The sequence below is a fragment of the Staphylococcus pasteuri genome, assembly GCF_030547725.1.
Lineage (GTDB): Bacteria > Bacillota > Bacilli > Staphylococcales > Staphylococcaceae > Staphylococcus > Staphylococcus pasteuri.
In genome coordinates this window covers 1-20,445 of the sequence record NZ_JAUOQO010000001.1, presented here as the reverse complement: position 1 = coordinate 20,445, position 20,445 = coordinate 1, and the positions used below count along the sequence as shown (strand labels likewise).

The window sequence follows — 20,445 nt, the reverse complement described above, 5'->3', positions numbered from 1 at the left end:
TTAAATATTATACCCTTTTTATATTCGTTTCTTTTTATGAAAAATACATGCTTAATTGTAGACCAAGACATTGGTGTGTTCATATATTTAAAAAGAGAGATAAATACAAAAAGGGTGAGAAGATGTTTTGGAAATAAAAAATATTATTTAGGAGGTTGTACTGATGAAAAAATTATATACGAGTTTGTTGGCATTATCACTTTTATTAGGTGCCACAGCATGTTCGAATGATGATAGCAACAAAGATAAAGACAACTCTAAAGATGAGTCATCTAAAACTGAACAAAAGGATAAAAAGTCGAATGATCATTCAAAAGATAAAACATCAAATAAAGATGATCAAAGCAATTCTAAGGAAAGTAAAGATGACCAAAATAATGATCAAAACGATGACCAAAACAATACAAGTGGTAATGATTCAACAAGTCAGAATCAAGATGATAATAGTGGAAATGATTCAAATCAACAAGCTAAAAGTACTGACAATTCAACTCAGCAATCTAATAATATGAATGACGCGAATACATCTAATAATAATTCAAACCAAACTGCTAGTAATACTAACAATCAAAAAACATCAAATCAATCTTCACAATCAACACAAAGTACAAGTGGTTACGTAGCACCATATCAATCAGAAAATGCCACATCAGTAGCTAGAAATTTATCAAAATCAAATGTTAATCAATCAACTGCATTAAAACAATTACCTAACTTCCAAACTGCTTTAGATTTAGCAAGACAAGAAGCAAATTTATATGGCAGTAGTAATAAAACGTATAATGACTATGCAATTGAAGGTGAGAATGCCAATTATAGATATGTATTTAGTTTCAAAGACCCACAACAAAATGGTGTTTATTCTATAGTTACTGTAAATAGCCAAGGCGAACCAGTTGTTGTTGACCCAGCTTATGGAAAATAAAAGTATGTTATTTCAAAATATATAGATATAAAAAAGGCGTATCATCAAATGTAAATACTTTGTGATACGCCTTTATAAGAACATTAGTTTCTAGTTATTTTAACTCTTTTTGAATTAGCTTCGTAAGATATTGTAAGGATTGATTATTTTTATTGATATACGGATTATCGTTTTTAGGAATCATATCTGTTACTAAATCATTTAGTAATAAATCAGGATCCGTATACCAAACATTAGCTAAGCTTTTCATCACACGATTATAAATACCTCGCTCTTCTTTGTATTGGTCATGATAAGGTGTATATAAGCATACACGTTTATCAATTGTTAGTGCATCAAATACTATAGATGAATAATCTGTAAGTACGATATCAGAAATAAGTAGTAAATCTTGAGTTTCTATTCCTTTTTGAGGAATAATCACTTCATCAGGTAAGTTTACGGTTTGACTACTTTCGACATGACCTTTAAATATAACGTTATATTTATCCAATAATTGGTCGGTGATTGGTAATGTTGGGTCTAACTCATTATTTGATAACCAAGTTGGAGCATAAAGTAATATTGGTTTATTTAGATCGCAATTTAAGTCGCGTTTGAGTTGTTCATAAAATGATGACTCACTTAGTTTGTTTAGTAAATATTGCACGCGTGGATAACCAATAGGTAACACTTCAGTATCATGAGTAGGGAAAGCTGTATGGAACATATCCATAGCAAATTTTGAATCACATACTAAGTAATCTTGTTTAGCTAACTTGTTATATTTACGAGCTCTATAATTATATATATTTAAGTTTTGGTTTGGTTCATGACTATCTAAAAATAATTTTTTAATTGGAGTACCATGCCAAAGTTGAATAATAGTACCATTTGGTTTGATGTCATCTGGAATATAACTTTCCGTGACAACTACTTTAGCAGTTTCTATCATAGATTTTGTTTCAGAATCCTCAGGTGATATAAAATGTGGCCCTTGTCTATCATTTGTCACAAAATAAGTATTGATGGTTGGATTTCTCTTAACAAAATAATTAAATAAGTATTTAGAATTACCACGATAACCATAATCAAATCCCATAAAGACAACATGTTCTTTAAGCAATGACTTATCTTTATCATAGATATAACTTAATTCTCTATGTTTTTTTAAAGAATGATTTTTAAATGGTTTGAACATCCACTTAGGTAATCTGAATTTTGTACTTAACAATACAGAATCTGAGTATCTTAATTCACTATGATCATTATAAGTAAATCTAGGGAATGGGATTTTTTGACGATGTTCATATGCGATTTTGTTTAAATAAAATTGATTTATTTTACTAATATTATTTTTATCAATAGATGACCAAAGTTGACTACTAGTATAAATAGGTGTTTTAAAATCAAAGACAACATGTCCATCTACTGCAAGTTGGCCTTTTAAAATGGTTACTAAAGCTAAATCAAAAATAGTCTCAATATTAAATTTTTCAAGATGAACTAGGGCAGATTTAATTTCATAAATCACATTAGGAAAGTGATTAATATTTTTAACCCAATCTATAAAATCAACTGTTTCTAACCCAAAATATCTGCAATCATTTAAATAGGTTTTATCTATTGTATAATCAACAATAATTGAAGTGCTCTTTAATTCAACAGCATCAAGCATTTTTTGATGAAGCATTATATCATTAGAGTATGGAACAAAATGTGTATATCCTTCATCTAAAGCTTTCATAAGTTGAATATCTAAGTTTTCTAAACTAGTTATATTAATTTGCTTTATCATATCGCTGACCTCTTTAGGCTAAATTTATTCTTCTTATTTTATCATGTGTAACACATTAATTCATAATGAGGACGTTTAATGATTTATGTAAGCGTTATCATTACAAGCTTTTGACACAAAAATAAAGAATAAAAAAATAAAGGGAAATAATTGGGCAAAACTATAAAATCAATGTTGTAATTTTAACGATAAGATGATATATTTTAATTGTGAAAAAGTTCACAAGTTATAAATGAATTCAATTTGAAGAAGACTCACAATCAAAGATAATAAATATTTTTATTTTGATATAACTCTAGCTAGAGACAAACAAATTTAAAGTAAAGGAAGAGTCATACTATGTTAGTAAATTCATTCAATCCATTTGATAATTTAGTGTTATCAAGTATTATTGCTGCAGTACCAATTATCTTATTTTTATTATGTTTAACTGTTTTCAAAATGAAAGGGATTTATGCTGCTATAACAACATTAGTCGTTACTTTATTGATTGCAATTCCATTCTTTAAATTACCTGTAGGAATTGCTTCAGGTGCGGTAGTGGAAGGTTTCTTCCAAGGTATTATTCCAATTGGTTATATTGTAATGATGGCTGTATTACTATATAAAATCACATTAGAATCTGGACAATTTTCTACGATTCAAGATAGTATTACAAGTATTTCTCAAGACCAACGTATCCAGTTATTATTGATAGGTTTTTCATTTAATGCCTTTTTAGAAGGGGCAGCAGGATTTGGTGTTCCGATTGCAATTTGTGCTTTATTATTAGCGCAATTGGGCTTTAAACCTTTACAAGCTGCTATGTTGTGTTTAGTAGCTAACGCAGCTTCAGGTGCATTTGGTGCCATTGGTATTCCAGTGGGGATTGTTGATACACTTCATTTACCTGGTGGTGTAACAGCAATGGGAGTATCCCAAACATCAGTATTTACTTTAGTTATTATTAACTTCTTCATACCATTTTTATTAATCTTTATAATTGATGGTTTTAAAGGAATTAAAGAAACATTACCTTCAATATTAGTCGTTTCTATTACGTATACTGTATTACAAGCTTTACTAACTGTATTTAATGGACCAGAATTAGCAGATATTATTCCTCCATTAGCATCAATGTTAGCTTTAGCTTTATTCTCAAGAAAATTCCAACCGAAACATACATTTAGAATACAAAAAGATGTTGAACCTGAACCAGTTAAACATCATAGCGCAAAATCAATTTTCTATGCATGGAGCCCATTTGTTATCTTAACAGTTATCGTTATGATTTGGAGCGCACCATCATTTAAGAATTTATTCTTACCTAATGGTAAACTTTCTGGATTAGTATTTAACTTTAATTTACCGGGAACATTTAGTGAAGTTGCACATAAACCAATTACATTATCATTAAATCTTATAGGTCAAACTGGTACTGCGATTTTAATCACTATTATTATTACAGTATTAATGTCTAAAAAAGTTGGCTTTGGTGATGCGGGACGTTTATTCGGTGTAACTTTCAAAGAATTATGGTTACCTATTTTAACAATTTGCTTCATATTAGCTATTTCTAAAATAACTACTTATGGTGGATTAAGTAGTGCAATGGGTCAAGGTATTGCTAAAGCTGGAAACGTATTCCCATTACTTTCTCCAATATTAGGTTGGATTGGCGTGTTCATGACTGGATCAGTAGTTAATAACAACTCATTATTTGCGCCTATCCAAGCATCTGTAGCACAACAAATTGGTACGAGTGGTTCATTACTTGTTGCTTCTAATACAGTTGGTGGGGTTGCAGCTAAATTAATTTCACCACAATCTATTGCTATTGCAACTGCAGCTGTTAAAGAAGTAGGTAAAGAATCTGAATTACTAAAAATGACTTTGAGATATAGTATTGGCTTACTAATATTCATCTGTATTTGGACATTCATCTTATCAGTATTATTATAAAATTAAATTTAGTAGTTAAACTTAAAAAACTGATTTCTCGATATAAGAGAAATCAGTTTTTTATATTATTAATATGTTTTATTAAGGTGTCTTGATGTATATACTATTGAAAATTTTAAAGCTAATATTAATTAATAATGTACTTTAGCTGAACATTTTCATGAAGTCTTTATAAACAGCTTCGGCAGTATAATTTTCTAGCGTATGTCTACCCTCATTGATGATATATTGGAGTTCACTATCATTATGCATCGTTAAATCAATTCGTTTAGCCAATTGAGATGTATCATCATGTTCTACTAAATAACCATTTTTACCATTTTTAATAATAGAATCAGGACCAGTATTACCACCAAAGCTAATGACAATGTTGTCTTGAGCCATCGCTTCAAGTAAGACCATACCAAAGCCTTCATTTCTTGATGGGACGACAGTAATTTTACTTTGAGCAAGCTTTTGATCAAGTTTAGGTGTTGATGGATAAAGTTCGACAATATCTTGTAAATGATATTGATTTATAAATTGAATTAATGAATCTTTTTCTTGTCCATCGCCATATAAGTGCAATACATAGTTTAAATGTCTCAAATCGTCTTGAATTAATCTAATGCTTTCTAATAAAAGATCGAATCCTTTTTCATATTCTAATCTTCCTGCAGCAATAATAATATTTTTCTTTTGAGAAGCAATTCTCTTGTTATCAATGATATTAGGTATAACATAAACAGGTGTTTTTAGTTTTGATTGATAAATATCGCGATCTGCTGAAGTTAAAGTTGTGACTTTATTGATTTCTCGATATGCATTAATGATTTGATTTTGATACTTTGTATCATGTGCATTGAAATTCATATGTTCCATAGCGATAGTTGTAACTTTTTTATTTTGATATTTAGCGATTAAAATATTAAAACTTGCTCTTGTACCTATGAGAACATCCGTAGAAACATGTTTAATAGCTTTTATCATTTTCTTCTCAACATAACTCGAAAATTGATTAAGTCCAGGTTCATACTGTGATAATTGTTTAGGTTTTAAGAATGGTGTATATTTTTTAATACGATTCGCAATAATAGCATTAATATTAGATGGTTTCATACGGTAATCAATTAATACTTTAATATTGATATCTTTATGCAATTTGAAATAGGGTTTGTCGGCACCTCTGAAGACAGAAATAATAGTAACTGGATGACCTTTTTCAGCTAATGCATTAGCAAGTTGTGAAATAGATTTAACCGTTCCGCCCATTGCATAGATGTTATGCATGAAAAATGTGAACGACTTCATTTGAACACCTCTTAATTTTTATGAATTTATATTGATTATATCATGACATAGTTCACAAATGAGTTAAATGAATATGTTAAAATATAAGTATTAACAATAAATGAGATATATCATTTTGATCTATGTGTGATGTTACTAAGAAATTGACATTTTCAAATAGGTGTTTATTTCATTTAAGTATTGATTATATGGTACAATATTAAATGTTTTAAGTGTCATATTTTAGGTAATGTATTGAGTAATTATGACTAGATTACATTAATTATAAATCTAAAATAAAAGTTGTTTAGAATTAATGGAAATCGTTGATTTTATTTTTTTACCTATTTAGAAAGCGCTTTAATATAAATCTAGGTCATTTGATAGTTTTATTAATCAACTAAAAAAAGGGGGACTGTATTTGTTATGAGTACACAACATAGCAAAACAGATGTCATCTTAATCGGTGGCGGTATCATGAGTGCAACGTTAGGAACATTATTGAAAGAATTATCACCTGATAAAGAAATTAAAATATTTGAAAAGTTGAATCAACCCGGTGAAGAAAGTTCAAATGTTTGGAATAATGCTGGTACAGGGCATTCAGCATTATGTGAGTTGAATTATACTAAAGAAGGTAAAGATGGATCTGTAGATATTACTAAAGCGATTAAAATCAACGAGCAGTTTCAAATTTCTAAACAGTTTTGGGCTTATTTAGTTAGAACAGGACAATTAGAAAATCCAGAAAACTTTATTAAAACAGTACCTCATATGAGCTTCGTTAAAGGTGCGAATAATGTTGATTTCTTAAAAAGACGTGTTGAAAGTCTTCAAAAGAATGTTTTATTTAGTAAAATGGAAATTTCTGAAGATAAAAATAAAATTGCTGAATGGGTACCTCTCATGATGGAAGGTAGAACAGACGAAGAACCAATTGCTATCACTTATGATGAAACTGGTACAGATGTTAACTTTGGAGCTCTAACTAAAAAGTTATTTAGTAATTTACAACAAAAAAATGTAGATATTAATTATAAACATGAAGTTTTAGATGTAACTAAACAAAATGATGGAACTTGGTTAGTTGAGGTTAAAAACTTAGCTAATAATCAAGTTACAACTTATGAAACTGATTTCGTATTTATTGGTGCTGGAGGTGCAAGCCTACCATTACTACAAAAAACTGGAATTAAAGAATCTAAACATATCGGTGGCTTCCCAGTTAGTGGCTTATTCTTAAGATGTAAAAATCCGGATGTTATTAAACGTCATCATGCAAAAGTTTATGGTAAAGCTGAGGTGGGTGCGCCACCTATGTCAGTACCGCATTTAGATACACGATTTGTAAATGGTGAACGTTCATTACTATTTGGACCATTTGCAGGTTTCTCACCAAAATTCTTAAAAACTGGATCATATTTAGATTTAATTAAATCAGTGAAACCTAATAATATCGTTACGATGTTAACTGCAGGTGTTAAAGAATTTGACTTAACAAAATATTTAGTATCACAATTAATGCTTTCTAATGAGGAAAGAATAGATGACTTACGTGTATTCTTACCAAATGCTAAAGATGAAGATTGGGAAGTTATTACTGCAGGACAACGTGTTCAAGTGATTAAAGATACTAAAGATTCAAAAGGTAATTTACAATTTGGTACTGAAGTAATTACATCAGAAGACGGTACGTTAGCTGCTTTACTTGGTGCATCACCAGGTGCATCTACTGCTGTAGATATTATGTTCGATGTACTTCAAAAATGTTATAAAGATGACTTTGACAGTTGGGAATCTGCTATAAAAGAAATGGTTCCTTCATTCGGATTAAAATTAACTGAACATGAAGATGTTTATCATGCTGTTAATAAAGAAATAGTTAAATATTTGAAAGTTAAATAAATAGTAAAGAGGCTGGGACATAAATCCAAAATAATAGCACTAAGGTGATTTATGTTAATAATCTTAGTACTTTCTTTATGCCAATACTTCGTATTGTATGGCTACGCTATGCCCAACTTGCTTTGCTTGTAGAAACTGATTTAATCAGTTTCTCTGTGTTGGGTCCCTTCCTATGGTACAGTTTCAGCCAGAAATACTACACAGATAAATTTGTGAGAATTTCTAAGGTCTTCAACTAGTACTGTTCCCTCAGGAGTCTTGCCATAAATACTACGTATTTATATGTGATTTCATATTAAAAAATTAAAGAAGTAATAAAAAGGTAATTTCTATTAAAATAAAATAGAAATTACCTTTTTTCATTTGTCCAAGAACTTTATGTCCCAGATCCTTGTTTATTTGGAATGCGAGTTTTTAAGTTGTTGGTTATATTTAGTTTTGAGGTAATTGAATCGTAAATGTAGTTCCTTCTTGTTGAGTGCTTGAGACGTAAATTTTACCGTGATGAAGTTTAATAATTGATTCTGTAATTGCCAAACCTAAGCCATTACTATTGTTATCATGGCTAAGTTTATAAAAGCGTTCAAACATTCGTGATTGTTGTGTTTCGGTTATAACATCACCATGATTAGTAACTTGAATTAAAATATGTTGTGATGTTTGCGTTAATGCAATGTTAATAACTGAATCGTGATAAGCATACTTAATGGCGTTGATAATAAGATTATTTATGGCTTGATGTAATAGTCTTTCGTTTCCAAGGAAATAAATAGATTCCAAGTTAGACATTATCATTAATGACTTATTATCTAGTGCGAAATGTTCATGTCGAATAATGTCTTTGATCAATATATTAAGTTGTATATTGTCTGAAAATGTAAGATGTTGTGCATTATCAAGTTCCGATAATAATAACAATTCTCTTGTTAAATCACTAAGTTGAGTTGTAATTTGATTGATTTCTTCTATTTTATTTTGTCGTTTATTTTCATTATCGGTTTGTTCTAAATCCACTAATAATTGTTTAATATGAGTTAGGGGCGTTTTGATCTCGTGAGAAACATTCTGTACAAAGTGTTGTCGCATTTCATCAACTTGCTTTAAAGATTGTCTCATTGTGTCAAAACGATATTGTAATGTGCCGATTTCGTCTTTTCGTGTTTGTTTAATCGGCGTGTTAAAATCTCCATTCATTAATCTTTCTGTACCACGTTTCAATTGTTTTACAGGTCTTACTATAGAATAGGTAGAAGCTATAACTAACGAGATTGAAATTATCAACAATAATGCTAATAGCACTGCTAAAAATATTCTGAATTCGCTAAATGTTTCCCCTATATCAGGACGCATAAATACTGCAATAGCTTGATGATTATTTTTAAATTGAAGACCTACAGTATTATCAGTTTCATTATCAAAGAAACCAGTTACAAAAAGTTTAAAAGGCTTCTCTTTTATCCCATGATAAGTATCGCCGTGTAAAACTTTTTGGATATCATGTTTGGGTAAGCTATCCTTTCTAAAAGGAGCGCCATAAAAGTGTTTGTTACCATGTTGATCAACAGTCATAATTTGATAATTCATATCTCCCAAGTGTTTAAAATATGTATTAATATGTTCAAATGATTGTTTATCTTCAAATTCCTTAGCTCCTTTTAATGTCTTCATAATTTTCGCATCATTAGAGGGTTTTAGATTAAAATGATAATAAATGTTTGTGAAAATAAAACTGATAAACGCACTAAATAAAATGACGACGATTGTATATACAGCAATTCGAATATATAAAGATTTAAACATTTACTTCCACCTTATATCCTTGTCCACGAACTGTTTTAATTGTGACATTAGAATGTAATTGAGCTAAACGTTGTCGTAAACGCTTAATATGGACATCAACTGTTCTTTCATCACCTTCATAATCAAACCCCCATATTTTTTCAATAAGATGCTCTCTTGTAAGTATTTGCTTCTTATTAGTGGCTAATAGAAAAAGAAGTTGAAATTCCTTATTCGGTAACATCATCGTTTTATCGTTTACTATAACTTCCATATACGCTTGTTGGAGTGTTAAATCACCTATTACTAATTGTTCTTCTGCATGTATATCATATCTACGTAAAACAGCTTTAATACGAAATATGAGTTCTTTGACTTCAAATGGCTTCGTTAAGTAGTCATCCGTACCACTTAGAAATGCTCGTTCTTTATCACTTAGTGCATCTCTTGCAGTCAACATAATGACAGGTAACTCAAAATCTTCTTTGATAATTTGACATAATTCAAACCCGTCCATACCTTCCATCATAATATCGACAATAGCAATATCTATTTGATTATGATTTAAACATTCAAGTGCATCTTTAGCATTCATATGAGTATAAGTTTGAAAGTGTTCTTTTTCTAAATGTGTCGAGACATAATTTAATATTTTTAAATCATCATCGACGATAAGACAGTGATTCATATACACACTCCTATCTTTTTTACTTAATTATACTATGAGCAAAATTTATAAAACAATATGTGAAATTGTTCATATTCAGTTCATAAAAAGTAATTAATATACAACTAGTGAAAATATCGAATAGGAGTGAATATGAATGAAATTAGCATGGAATGAAATAAAATTTTATAAGCTAAGATATATATTGATTATGCTAATTATTGTCTTATTAAGTATGATGGTGTTATTTATTAGTGGTTTAGCACAAGGGCTTGGCAGAGAAAATGTTTCATTATTTAGTCAGCTTAAATCAGAACATTATATTATCCAAGATATGAAAGCACCTCAAATTGAAAAATCTCAATTAACGAAAAAACAACAATCTAAGGTTGAAAATGTCATTAACACTAAGCCCTTGAAAATGAAACAACAAACTTTAAATGTTAAAGGAGAAAATAATGAAGATGTATTAGCAATCGATTCTTCATTACAACATAAGTTTAAATTGGCAAAGGGCCATTATCCGAAAAACTATAATCAAATTGTTGTGAATGAAAAATTAACAGGAAAAGGGATAAGTATTGGAGATAAAGTCCAATTTAAAAATCAAGAGAAAGCGTATAAAGTAACAGGATTTCTTAAAGATGCAATGTATTCACATAGTTCTATCGTAATGATGAATCAACAAGGATTCAGTAATATTAAAGGACAGTATGCTACATTTTATCCTATCAATAAACTATCGAAGCATGAACAACAACAGTTAAAGGGTATTACAGGTATCCAAGTTACGGATGAAAATGAATTAAAAGATAATATTGCTAGTTATAAAGCTGAACAAGCACCACTAACCATGATGATAGTGAGTTTATTCGTTATTTCTGCTATTGTTCTTAGTGCCTTCTTTTATGTCATGACAATCCAAAAAGTATCAGAAATAGGTATTTTAAAAGCGATTGGTATAAAGACAAGACACTTGCTTAAATCCTTAACCTCACAAATTTTAATGATTACATTATTATCAGTTTTAATAACGGTCGCTATGATTATAAGTGTTTCATTCATAATACCAGTTACAATGCCATTTCATTTAGCCTATGCTAATTATATTTTAGTTATTATCATTTTCATTCTTGTAGCATGCATAGGCTCATTACTATCATTTATTAAAGTCGTTAAAATCGATCCATTAGATGCTATTGGAGGTGGAGAATAGTGACATTGCAAGTTAAACATTTAGTTAAAACCTTTGGAGAAGGTAGTACCAAGACAGAAGTATTAAAGGGTATCGATTTAACAATAGAACCTGGTGAATTTGTAATTCTTTCAGGTGCATCAGGTTCAGGTAAATCAACACTGTTATCTATATTAGGAGGTCTGCTTTCTTCTACTGATGGGGATATAAACTATGGACAACAACCTTTATTTTCAACGTCTAAACAAAATAGTGAACGTCGATTATCAGAGATAGGCTTTATCTTTCAATCATCTCATTTAGTACCTTATTTAAGCGTCATTGATCAATTGGTAATTGTAGGACGTGAAGCGGGAATGTCTAAAAAATTTGCATATCATCGTGCAGAAAAATTATTAAGTGATATAGGATTGTATGAAAGAATGAATGCTTATCCACATATGTTATCAGGTGGAGAAAAACAAAGAGTAGCTATTATGAGAGCACTAATGAATAATCCTAAAGTGTTATTAGCTGATGAACCAACAGCAAGTTTAGATGCTAAAAGAGCGCTATCTGTTGTAAAAATGATAAAAAATGAAATTTCAAACAATCAAATGTGTGGGATTATGGTGACACATGATCAACGATTGTTTGAATATGCAGATAAAGTTATTTACTTAGAAGATGGTCTAATAAAAAATTAATATAAAAATAGAGGCAGTAACGCATTCACATAGAATGTATGCTGCCTCTTTTTATTTAAGCCATAAAATGATAATACTTAACCAAAAAGATAGTGCAAAGTATACGGTTAGTAAAAGACGATACTGGTACATTACACCTAAAAAGTCTCTGATTAACGCAATATGGAAAAAATGGTATGGTGTATGACTGCCAATACCATAGGCATGAATATCATGATTTTTAGCTAATTTAAGTGCTCTTAAAATATGAAATTGACTAGTTACACATAGTATTTTGGGTTCAATATTGAAATGTTTTCTAATTATTTCTTTCGAATATATAAAGTTAGTGTTTGTATTTGTTGATTGTTGTTCCAATAATATATGTTCTTTTGGTACACCTCGATGAATTAAATAGCGCTGCATCGCTAAAGCTTCTGTAATAGGCTCATCTGGACCTTGGCCACCAGAAACTAAAATCATAGGAGAATTAACGAACTGTCGGTAAATATCATATGCTCGATCTAAACGTTCTTTAAGCATAGGTGTAACTTCTTCAGTAAAAATACCTGCCCCTAAAATAATGATTAAATCGATTGGTTTTTGAAAATGAGTTGAACCATATGCAGAAGACCAAAAGACATAGCAAAAGAAAGCAAATAAAGTAGACAAACCAATGAAACTAAGCCATAGTGTAATGCCATTCAATATTAGAATAGGACAAGTGCTAATGTAGAAACATGCGATTATAAATAGGATTAAACGAACTACACTTAAAGTCATTTGCTTAATAAAACGACGCCCTTGTTTATTACGAAAGATAGAGACATGCTTTAATATGATATACATAAATATCATTATCATTATTGCTATTAGTTCATAAGGTATTGAATAACTAATCAGATGGTAAATTAGAGTTATAAAACCTAATATAATAGTAGAAATAAATCCAGTTATACTTAAAGTTATAAATTGGTTAAAAAATAAAGAAATTAATATTATTAAAATTAATAAAGCGAAAAGCAATGAAATCATGAAAGGGCCACCTCTATCATATATGTATATATAAATGTAGTTGATAAGGGTTAAATAAGCAACTTAAAAGATATTGAGTTAAAACTGTTTTTAAGGTTTCATTTTATAATTTTTCTTGATATCATTTATAAGATGAAAAATAAATATTTTATATAAATCTACGCGTGTTTGAGGAGATACATATGATTAGACAATTAGAAGATCATATTGCATTTTTAGAAACATTTATCAATAATGTAAATACTTTAACGGCTAAATTATTGAAAGATTTGTAAAATGAATATGGCATTTCTTTAGAACAATCTAATGTATTAACGATGCTTAGTAACGAATCCATGACTATTAGTCAAATTACGGAGAAGCAAGGCGTTAATAAAGCAGCAGTGAGTAGAAGAATTAGTAAATTGCTAGATGCAGGTTTAGTTATTTTAGAAAAACCTAACGCTAATATAGATCAAAGACTCAAATTTATTACGTTATCCGATAACGGAAAATCATATATAAAAGAGCGTAAAGCTTTGATTAATAGTATTGCTCATGACTTTACAAACGATTTTTCTACTGAAGATTTAGAACAAGTAAGACATGTTTTAGATATTATTAATCATAGAATGACGAATTATAGTTCTAAACTATCTTAAAAATTATTAAATAAAGACTATACACAATAGAAGAATTAGGAATATAATTTGTATATACATTGGACATAAGACTAAATACGTATGTTACTGTTATTCATTTAGTCATATAATGAATCTATCTGTAAAATTAAAGATTTATTTATTTAAAATATTAAAAATAATGCATAAGTAATTAAACCCCTTGATATAAATATAGTGATATAACTATTTATAAACGGTAGTAAGTTTGGAAAGTGAATAGAGGTGATACGATGAAACAGTGCCCTCAGTGTGGCGTCTCTGTTGGGAATGATGAGCACACTTGTCATAATTGCGGCCAGTCATTAAAAAAAGAAATAAATCAGAAAAGTAGTAAAAATAACAATATTAAACGAAAAGATAGAACTAACAAATCAACTGCTCAATCATCGAATATTAAACTTCGTAAAATTGTGCCAGTGGCAATTATATTTTTTATCATCATATTATTAGTCATTTTATTTTTCCTTCTAAAAAATTATAACTCACCCAATGCTCAAGCTAAAATTTTAGTGAATGCAATTGATAACGATGATAATCAAAAGGTAGCAACTTTACTAGGTACGAAAGACAAAAAGGTAGATCCTGATGAAGCGGCTGCGTACATCAAATATATTAAAAAAGAAGTGGGCATGAAGCATTTTGTTAAAGATGTTAGAAATACGGTTGATAAATTAAACAAAAGCGATTCAAGTGTTGCATCGTATATCCAAACTAAAGATGGGCAAGATATTTTACGTGTAAGTAAAAACGGAAGACGATATTTTATTTTTGATAATATGAGTTTTAATGCACCTACAAAACAACCTATCGTTAAACCTAAAGTGGATACTAAATATGAATTTAAATCAGGTGGTAAACGTAAAACAGTCATTGCAGATGCAAATAAAACAACACCATTAGGTTATTTTATTCCTGGTAATTATCACATAGACGCAACTAAAGAAACAAAAAATGGCGTATTTACAGGTACACTTGATTTTAATTTCAAGAATAGTAATAGTGAAACTGTAGATGTTAACGAAAACTTTGAAGAAGCACATTTAAATATCAAATTAAAAGGTGCAACGAAACTGACAAGTAAATCGAAAAAAGTAATCATTAATGATCGTACAATGTCATATTCAAATTCTAAAGAATTCGGTCCTTATCCTAAAAATAAAGATATAACAATTTCAGCTCAAGGTAAGGCGAAAGGTAAAACATTTGAATCTGAAACTAAGACAATTAAAGCGTCTAACTTAAAAGATAATACGTCAGTTACTTTAGATTTTGATAGTGATGAAATAAGTAAATATGTGACTAAAAAAGAAAAAGAAGAAAATAGTTTGAAGAACAAACTCACACAATTCTTTAGTGGTTATTCTATGGCTTTAACTTCAGCCAAAAATCAAAGTAACTTTGATTTAATATCAAGTTATTTTAAAAAGAATTCTTCAATGTATGACAAAATGAAAAATAGTATTAGTAATCAACAACTTGTATCATTACAATCACCACAAGTATTGAGTGCTAGCAAAAGTGGAGATAAAATATTAACAACTGTACAACATATCGATGAAAATGGTCAGTATGTTAATAAAGAGTATGAGTTAGAGCAAGCTTCTAGTGGGAATGACTTTAACTTAATTAAAGAAACAGATTAGAGAAATAGACGTAGTACAATGAAGTTCATTTACATTTATGGACATTGTCCTACGTCTCATTTTTTAATTATCAAAATCTCATATGTTAAATATTTCTATATCATATAATATTAGAACTTTTATTATTAAAAATAAAAATAAGGTGGTTTCAAAAAATGAATAGTAAAGAACGAGCAAAATCACAATCTCTTATATTTGTAATCATCTTAGGAGCACTTACTGCAATAGGCGCATTATCTATAGATATGTTTTTACCTGGGTTGCCAGATATACAAAATGACTTTCATACAACAACTTCAAATGCTCAATTAACATTATCTCTATTCATGATTGGATTAGCATTAGGTAATTTGTTTGCTGGGCCTATATCAGATTCTATTGGTAGAAGGAAACCATTATGGATATCAATGCTTATTTATACTATTGCAAGTTTAGGTATTGTCTTCGTTACGAATATACAAGTGATGATAGCTTTACGGTTTATACAAGGACTAACTGGTGGAGCGGCATCTGTTATTTCGAGAGCGATTGCTAGTGATATGTATAAAGGTAAAGAATTAACTAAATTTTTATCTTTACTTATGTTAGTTAATGGTGTTGCACCAGTTATTGCGCCTGCTATTGGTGGCGTTATATTAAGCTTTGCGGTATGGAGAATGGTATTTATTATTTTAACTGTATTTGGTGTATTAATGGTCATCGGTACATTAACGAAAGTGCCAGAGTCTTTACAAGAAGATGAAAAAGATAGTAATGGTATTAGAGAAATGTTTAAAAACTTTAAGCATTTATTATTTACACCTAAGTTTGTACTACCAATGGCAATTCAAGGTTTTTCTTTTATTATGTTATTTACCTATATTTCAGCTTCGCCATTTATAGTTCAAAAAATCTATCACATGTCAGCTTTACAATTCAGTATTATGTTTGCCGGTATAGGTATTACATTAATTATTTCAAGTCAGTTAGTAGGCTTTCTTGTAGACTATGTGGATAGACAACGTTTATTAAAAATAGTGACCTTTATCCAAATATTTGGTGTAGTTTTAGTTATCTTTACTTTGTTAAATCATATGAGTTTTTGGATTTTAGTGATTGGATTTATTATACTAGTTTCTCCTGTAACAGCAGTGGCAAGTTTAGGTTTTTCAATTGCTATGGATGAAAGTACACGAGGTAGGGGTAGTGCATCGAGTTTATTAGGATTAGTTCAATTTTTATTAGGCGGCGTTATGTCTTCATTAGTTAATGTTATGGGTGAGCATAATGTAATACCATATGTAACGATTATTAGTTCAACGGCTGTTATTTTGATTATATTACAATTACTTAATTCAAAAATACATCGTTACAATTAAGCAACCAAAGTGATTAATACAATCACTTTGGTTGCTTTTCATCATTTACAAAATATAATTATCGCTGTAGTTTAACTGTGTTTGCTAGTAAATTTTCAGCAATTTCTTCTGGTGATTCTTGGCACCCGTTACGTAGCCAATAGAATATGACACCAATTTCTCCACCAATTGAGTAAGTGATAAATAATGACTTATTGCGAATTGAATTTGGATAATCATTAATAACATGTTCATACGTTTCTTTTGTAGCTTGAAAATACTCAAGTGCTAGTCCTTTATTTGGATAAGTAATGAAAACAGCACGATAAAACGCTTCTTTACGTTTTATATATTTCGCTACGATTAAGAAAAATTTATATAATTTACTTGTATCTACTCTTACACTTTCAAAATTATTATATAAAGCTGTAAGTAATTTTGTATATTTAGATAGATGATAGTTTTGAATTTTTTCCAGTAAATCATATTTATCTTTATAATTATCGTAAAAAGTTGATCTATTAACTCCGCTATAAGCGCAAATCATTTTAATAGTAATATCTTCAAAGGGGTACTCGTCTAATAGATTAATCATGCTTTGTATAATTTTAAATTTTGCTTTTCTTTTCATTAGTATTCACCTTTGTTCATATAACCGACACATTTTTTTAAAGTGTCGGTGTTTTTTTTATGTTTATGTAACTATAATAGATAAAGTGAATTTTAAAAGCAAATAGGAGGAAGTATATATGAAGAAAATGGTATTAATTAATATCATTACTATCATAGTATTAATTGTTATCGGAGTATTAGGTTTTTACTTCTGGAACAATGCAACAAGCTATGTTAGTACTGATAACGCCAAAGTAGATGGCGATCAAATGAAAATAGCAAGCCCAACAGCAGGTGAAATTAAGTCATTTGATGCTAAACAAGGCGAAAAACTTAAAAAAGGTGATAAAGTAGCCGAAGTAGTTGGACAAGGTCAAGACGGACAATCTAAAACAATGAGCATCAAAATGCCTAAAGACGGCACAATCGTAAAAACAGATGGTATGGAAGGTTCAATGGCTCAAGCTGGGAACCCAATCGCTTATGCGTATAATTTAGATGATTTATATGTTACTGCCAACGTTGATGAAAAAGATGTTGCTGATATTGAAAAAGGAAATGACGTAGATATTGATATCGACGGTCAAAAAGCAACTGTAAGTGGTAAAGTAGAACAAATTGGTGATGCTACAGCAAATAGCTTCTCATTAATGCCTTCATCAAATAGTGATGGTAATTACACTAAAGTATCACAAGTTGTACCAGTTAAAATTTCTCTAGATTCTGAACCATCTAAAAATGTTGTTCCAGGTATGAACGCTGAAGTCAAAATTCATAAAAATTAAGGGGGTCATTAAATGACAGCGACCTTCATTATTGTTTATATTATAATCGCGCTCATACTTCTTGGTTTGATTAATTTCTTTATTTCAAAAAGTAAGAAAAAGTCTAAAAACCAAAAAGTGGAACAACGCTCAACAAAAGGTTCTGAGAGTCAATCATATCAATCTAAATTTAAAGCAAGTGATTTAGACAAACAATCTGAGTCACGTACAACATCTCCTAATGATTATAGTTCGACTTCAAATCATGTAGAAGATGATAAAAGAAAACATCATTTCGAATCAATAAACGAATCGGAAGATGACAACAAAAATGTACATGAGCAAGATAGACTACGTCGTTCAGAAGATTCTTCTCGTAAACATACTGATAGAGAAGAAACTGAAAATGTTAATGACGAAGTGCATAACCCAATTAACCCTGACTCAGAAGAGGGCAGAGTTAATGAAAAAATCAAGAAACAACATAGTGATTTTATCTTTGGTAAAGGTATCACTAGAGGTAAAATCTTAGCTGCAATGTTATTTGGTATGTTTATTGCTATTTTAAATCAAACATTATTAAACGTTGCACTACCTAAAATCAATACTGAATTTAATATCTCTGCATCAACTGGACAATGGTTAATGACAGGATTTATGTTAGTAAATGGTATTTTAATACCGATAAGTGCTTTTCTATTTAATAAATATTCTTATAGAAAGTTATTCCTTATAGGTCTTGTATTATTTACTATCGGATCATTGATTTGTGCTATTTCAATGAATTTCCCTATTATGATGGTAGGACGTGTATTACAAGCCATTGGTGCCGGTATTTTAATGCCTTTAGGTTCTAATGTTATTGTTACAATCTTCCCACCAGAAAAACGTGGTACGGCAATGGGTATTATGGGTGTGGCTATGATATTAGCTCCAGCTATTGGCCCAACGTTATCAGGTTATATTGTTCAAAATTATCATTGGAATATAATGTTCTATGGTATGTTCTTTATCGGATTAATAGCTATCATAGTAGGTTATTTCTGGTTTAGACTTTATCAAAGAACCACAAACCCTAAAGCCGATGTACCAGGAATTATTTACAGTACTATTGGTTTCGGTGCTTTATTATACGGTTTCTCTGAAGCTGGTAATAAAGGTTGGGGTTCAACTGAAATCGTTACAATGTTTGTGATTGGTGTTATATTCATTATTTTATTCGTTATTAAAGAATTAAGAATGAAAGCACCAATGTTAAACTTAACAGTATTGAAATACCCAACATATACTTTAACAACAGTTATTAATATGATTGTTATGATGAGTTTATATGGTGGTATGATTTTATTACCTATCTACTTACAAAATTTACGTGGATTCTCCGCGTTAGATTCAGGCCTATTAATGCTTCCGGGTGCCTTAGTAATGGGTGTACTTGGTCCTGTTGCAGGTAAATTACTAGATACTATTGGTATTAAACCATTAGCTATTTTTGGTATTGCTATAATGTCTTATGCAACTTGGGAATTAACTAAGTTAAATATGGATACACCATATTTCTCAATCATGGGTATTTATGTGTTGCGTTCATTTGGTATGGCATTTATTATGATGCCTATCATGACTGCAGGTTTGAACGCTTTACCAGGTCGATTAATTTCTCATGGTAATGCCTTTGTAAATACTATGAGACAATTAGCAGGTTCTATCGGTACTGCGATTCTTGTTACAGTAATGACAACACAAACAACTAATCATGTTGCCGCATTTGGCACAGAATTAGATAAAACAAATCCAATTGTTCAAGACCATATGCGTGAATTGGCTCAACAGTATGGTGGAGAACAAGGTGCAATGAAAGTAGTATTGCAATTTATAAATAAATTAGCTTCTGTTGAAGGCATAAATGACGCTTTCGTTATTGCAACTATGCTAAGTATACTAGCACTTATTTTAAGTTTCTTCTTACAAAGTAAGAAGAAAGCTGATGCATCAGCTGCAAAATCAAGAGCAGAAGATTAATTGTTGATAGACATTAAATAAAGTTTAATTAAAAAAAATTGTGTTGTGGGGGCATGATTTTTAAGGGATCGGTATCAATTTTGATATCGATCCCTTTTTTTAGTGGCTCTTACGAATGAAATGAGTTAGAGCCACTTATGCATTAGCGAAGCTAAGGCGAACCGAAAAGAACGAATGAAATGAGTTAGAGCCACTTATGCATTAGCGAAGCTAAGGCGAACCGAAAAGAACGAATGAAATGAGTTAG

The 20,445-nt window shown here is 29.9% G+C and carries 15 protein-coding genes and 1 pseudogene; 10 read left to right on the top strand and 6 right to left on the bottom strand.

Annotation, left to right across the window (positions count from 1 at the left end):
- Positions 1-163: 163 nt before the first annotated feature.
- Entirely contained in the window at positions 164-925 is a 762-nt protein-coding gene (locus Q4528_RS00080; protein WP_046467087.1) for a hypothetical protein, read from the top strand.
- A gap of 94 nt (positions 926-1,019) precedes the next feature.
- On the opposite strand, the gene Q4528_RS00075 is transcribed toward Q4528_RS00080, so the two are convergent.
- Positions 1,020-2,702 carry a CDP-glycerol glycerophosphotransferase family protein gene (locus tag Q4528_RS00075; protein ID WP_046467088.1) on the bottom strand — a complete coding sequence of 561 codons (1,683 nt, stop codon included), beginning with the start codon at positions 2,700-2,702 and terminating at the stop codon, positions 1,020-1,022.
- A 339-nt stretch (positions 2,703-3,041) separates the two neighbouring features.
- On the opposite strand from Q4528_RS00075, the gene Q4528_RS00070 reads away from it, so the two are divergent.
- Complete coding sequence (locus Q4528_RS00070) at positions 3,042-4,643, top strand: L-lactate permease (protein ID WP_029055783.1); 1,602 nt, start codon at positions 3,042-3,044, stop codon at positions 4,641-4,643.
- A 144-nt stretch (positions 4,644-4,787) separates the two neighbouring features.
- Here Q4528_RS00070 and Q4528_RS00065 read toward each other — a convergent pair whose 3' ends face one another.
- The gene (locus Q4528_RS00065; protein WP_046467089.1) at positions 4,788-5,933 is read right to left on the bottom strand and encodes a glycosyltransferase family 4 protein; all 1,146 of its coding nucleotides are present in this window, start codon (positions 5,931-5,933) and stop codon (positions 4,788-4,790) included.
- Between the two features lie 405 nt (positions 5,934-6,338).
- Between Q4528_RS00065 and mqo the strand changes: the two genes are divergently transcribed.
- Complete coding sequence (gene mqo, locus Q4528_RS00060) at positions 6,339-7,817, top strand: malate dehydrogenase (quinone) (protein WP_029055785.1); 1,479 nt, start codon at positions 6,339-6,341, stop codon at positions 7,815-7,817.
- 432 nt (positions 7,818-8,249) lie between these two features.
- Here the strand turns inward: mqo and Q4528_RS00055 are convergent, their stop codons facing one another.
- Together Q4528_RS00055 and Q4528_RS00050 are read right to left on the bottom strand one after the other, a co-directional pair.
- Complete coding sequence (locus Q4528_RS00055) at positions 8,250-9,617, bottom strand: sensor histidine kinase (protein ID WP_046467090.1); 1,368 nt, start codon at positions 9,615-9,617, stop codon at positions 8,250-8,252.
- Entirely contained in the window at positions 9,610-10,284 is a 675-nt protein-coding gene (locus tag Q4528_RS00050; protein WP_046467091.1) for a response regulator transcription factor, read from the bottom strand. The genes Q4528_RS00055 and Q4528_RS00050 overlap by 8 nt, the downstream gene beginning before the upstream one ends.
- Positions 10,285-10,420: 136 nt before the next feature.
- Here Q4528_RS00050 and Q4528_RS00045 point away from each other — a divergent pair, with 136 nt between their 5' ends.
- Positions 10,421-11,479, top strand: a complete 1,059-nt coding sequence (locus Q4528_RS00045) for an ABC transporter permease (RefSeq protein ID WP_303519988.1) — start codon at positions 10,421-10,423, stop codon at positions 11,477-11,479.
- Entirely contained in the window at positions 11,479-12,144 is a 666-nt protein-coding gene (locus tag Q4528_RS00040) for an ABC transporter ATP-binding protein (protein WP_046467093.1), read from the top strand. The genes Q4528_RS00045 and Q4528_RS00040 overlap by 1 nt, the downstream gene beginning before the upstream one ends.
- A gap of 51 nt (positions 12,145-12,195) precedes the next feature.
- Here the strand turns inward: Q4528_RS00040 and Q4528_RS00035 are convergent, their stop codons facing one another.
- Positions 12,196-13,158 (bottom strand): YdcF family protein, encoded by a 963-nt coding sequence (locus Q4528_RS00035; RefSeq protein WP_046467094.1) that lies wholly within the window; start codon positions 13,156-13,158, stop codon positions 12,196-12,198.
- A gap of 182 nt (positions 13,159-13,340) precedes the next feature.
- On the opposite strand from Q4528_RS00035, the pseudogene tcaR reads away from it, so the two are divergent.
- The 3 genes and pseudogenes from tcaR to tcaB all read left to right on the top strand — a co-directional run bounded on the left by tcaR (position 13,341) and on the right by tcaB (position 16,821).
- Positions 13,341-13,799, top strand: a pseudogene (tcaR, locus tag Q4528_RS00030) (MarR family transcriptional regulator TcaR).
- 251 nt (positions 13,800-14,050) lie between these two features.
- On the top strand, positions 14,051-15,463 hold the full coding sequence (tcaA, locus tag Q4528_RS00025) for a membrane-associated protein TcaA (RefSeq protein WP_046467095.1): 1,413 nt from the start codon (positions 14,051-14,053) through the stop codon (positions 15,461-15,463).
- A gap of 155 nt (positions 15,464-15,618) precedes the next feature.
- Positions 15,619-16,821, top strand: coding sequence for a putative multidrug effflux MFS transporter TcaB (tcaB, locus tag Q4528_RS00020; protein ID WP_046467096.1), 1,203 nt, complete (start codon positions 15,619-15,621; stop codon positions 16,819-16,821).
- A 58-nt stretch (positions 16,822-16,879) separates the two neighbouring features.
- On the opposite strand, the gene Q4528_RS00015 is transcribed toward tcaB, so the two are convergent.
- Complete coding sequence (locus tag Q4528_RS00015; RefSeq protein ID WP_046467097.1) at positions 16,880-17,431, bottom strand: TetR/AcrR family transcriptional regulator; 552 nt, start codon at positions 17,429-17,431, stop codon at positions 16,880-16,882.
- Positions 17,432-17,549: 118 nt separating this feature from the next.
- Here Q4528_RS00015 and Q4528_RS00010 point away from each other — a divergent pair, with 118 nt between their 5' ends.
- Positions 17,550-18,197: an HlyD family secretion protein gene (locus Q4528_RS00010; protein WP_046467098.1), complete on the top strand. Its 648-nt coding sequence runs from the start codon at positions 17,550-17,552 to the stop codon at positions 18,195-18,197.
- Between the two features lie 12 nt (positions 18,198-18,209).
- On the top strand, positions 18,210-20,198 hold the full coding sequence (locus tag Q4528_RS00005) for a DHA2 family efflux MFS transporter permease subunit (protein WP_303519977.1): 1,989 nt from the start codon (positions 18,210-18,212) through the stop codon (positions 20,196-20,198).
- The last annotated feature ends 247 nt before the right edge of the window (positions 20,199-20,445 follow it).

What these genes read in the sequence shown, in the direction of transcription:
- Q4528_RS00080 (WP_046467087.1), top strand. Translation starts at nt 164, where the DNA reads ATGAAAAAATTATATACGAGTTTGTTGGCATTATCACTTTTATTAGGT.
- Q4528_RS00075 (WP_046467088.1), bottom strand. Translation starts at nt 2,702, where the DNA reads ATGATAAAGCAAATTAATATAACTAGTTTAGAAAACTTAGATATTCAA.
- Q4528_RS00070 (WP_029055783.1), top strand. Translation starts at nt 3,042, where the DNA reads ATGTTAGTAAATTCATTCAATCCATTTGATAATTTAGTGTTATCAAGT.
- Q4528_RS00065 (WP_046467089.1), bottom strand. Translation starts at nt 5,933, where the DNA reads ATGAAGTCGTTCACATTTTTCATGCATAACATCTATGCAATGGGCGGA.
- mqo (WP_029055785.1), top strand. Translation starts at nt 6,339, where the DNA reads ATGAGTACACAACATAGCAAAACAGATGTCATCTTAATCGGTGGCGGT.
- Q4528_RS00055 (WP_046467090.1), bottom strand. Translation starts at nt 9,617, where the DNA reads ATGTTTAAATCTTTATATATTCGAATTGCTGTATATACAATCGTCGTC.
- Q4528_RS00050 (WP_046467091.1), bottom strand. Translation starts at nt 10,284, where the DNA reads ATGAATCACTGTCTTATCGTCGATGATGATTTAAAAATATTAAATTAT.
- Q4528_RS00045 (WP_303519988.1), top strand. Translation starts at nt 10,421, where the DNA reads ATGAAATTAGCATGGAATGAAATAAAATTTTATAAGCTAAGATATATA.
- Q4528_RS00035 (WP_046467094.1), bottom strand. Translation starts at nt 13,158, where the DNA reads ATGATTTCATTGCTTTTCGCTTTATTAATTTTAATAATATTAATTTCT.
- tcaA (WP_046467095.1), top strand. Translation starts at nt 14,051, where the DNA reads ATGAAACAGTGCCCTCAGTGTGGCGTCTCTGTTGGGAATGATGAGCAC.
- tcaB (WP_046467096.1), top strand. Translation starts at nt 15,619, where the DNA reads ATGAATAGTAAAGAACGAGCAAAATCACAATCTCTTATATTTGTAATC.
- Q4528_RS00015 (WP_046467097.1), bottom strand. Translation starts at nt 17,431, where the DNA reads ATGAAAAGAAAAGCAAAATTTAAAATTATACAAAGCATGATTAATCTA.
- Q4528_RS00010 (WP_046467098.1), top strand. Translation starts at nt 17,550, where the DNA reads ATGAAGAAAATGGTATTAATTAATATCATTACTATCATAGTATTAATT.
- Q4528_RS00005 (WP_303519977.1), top strand. Translation starts at nt 18,210, where the DNA reads ATGACAGCGACCTTCATTATTGTTTATATTATAATCGCGCTCATACTT.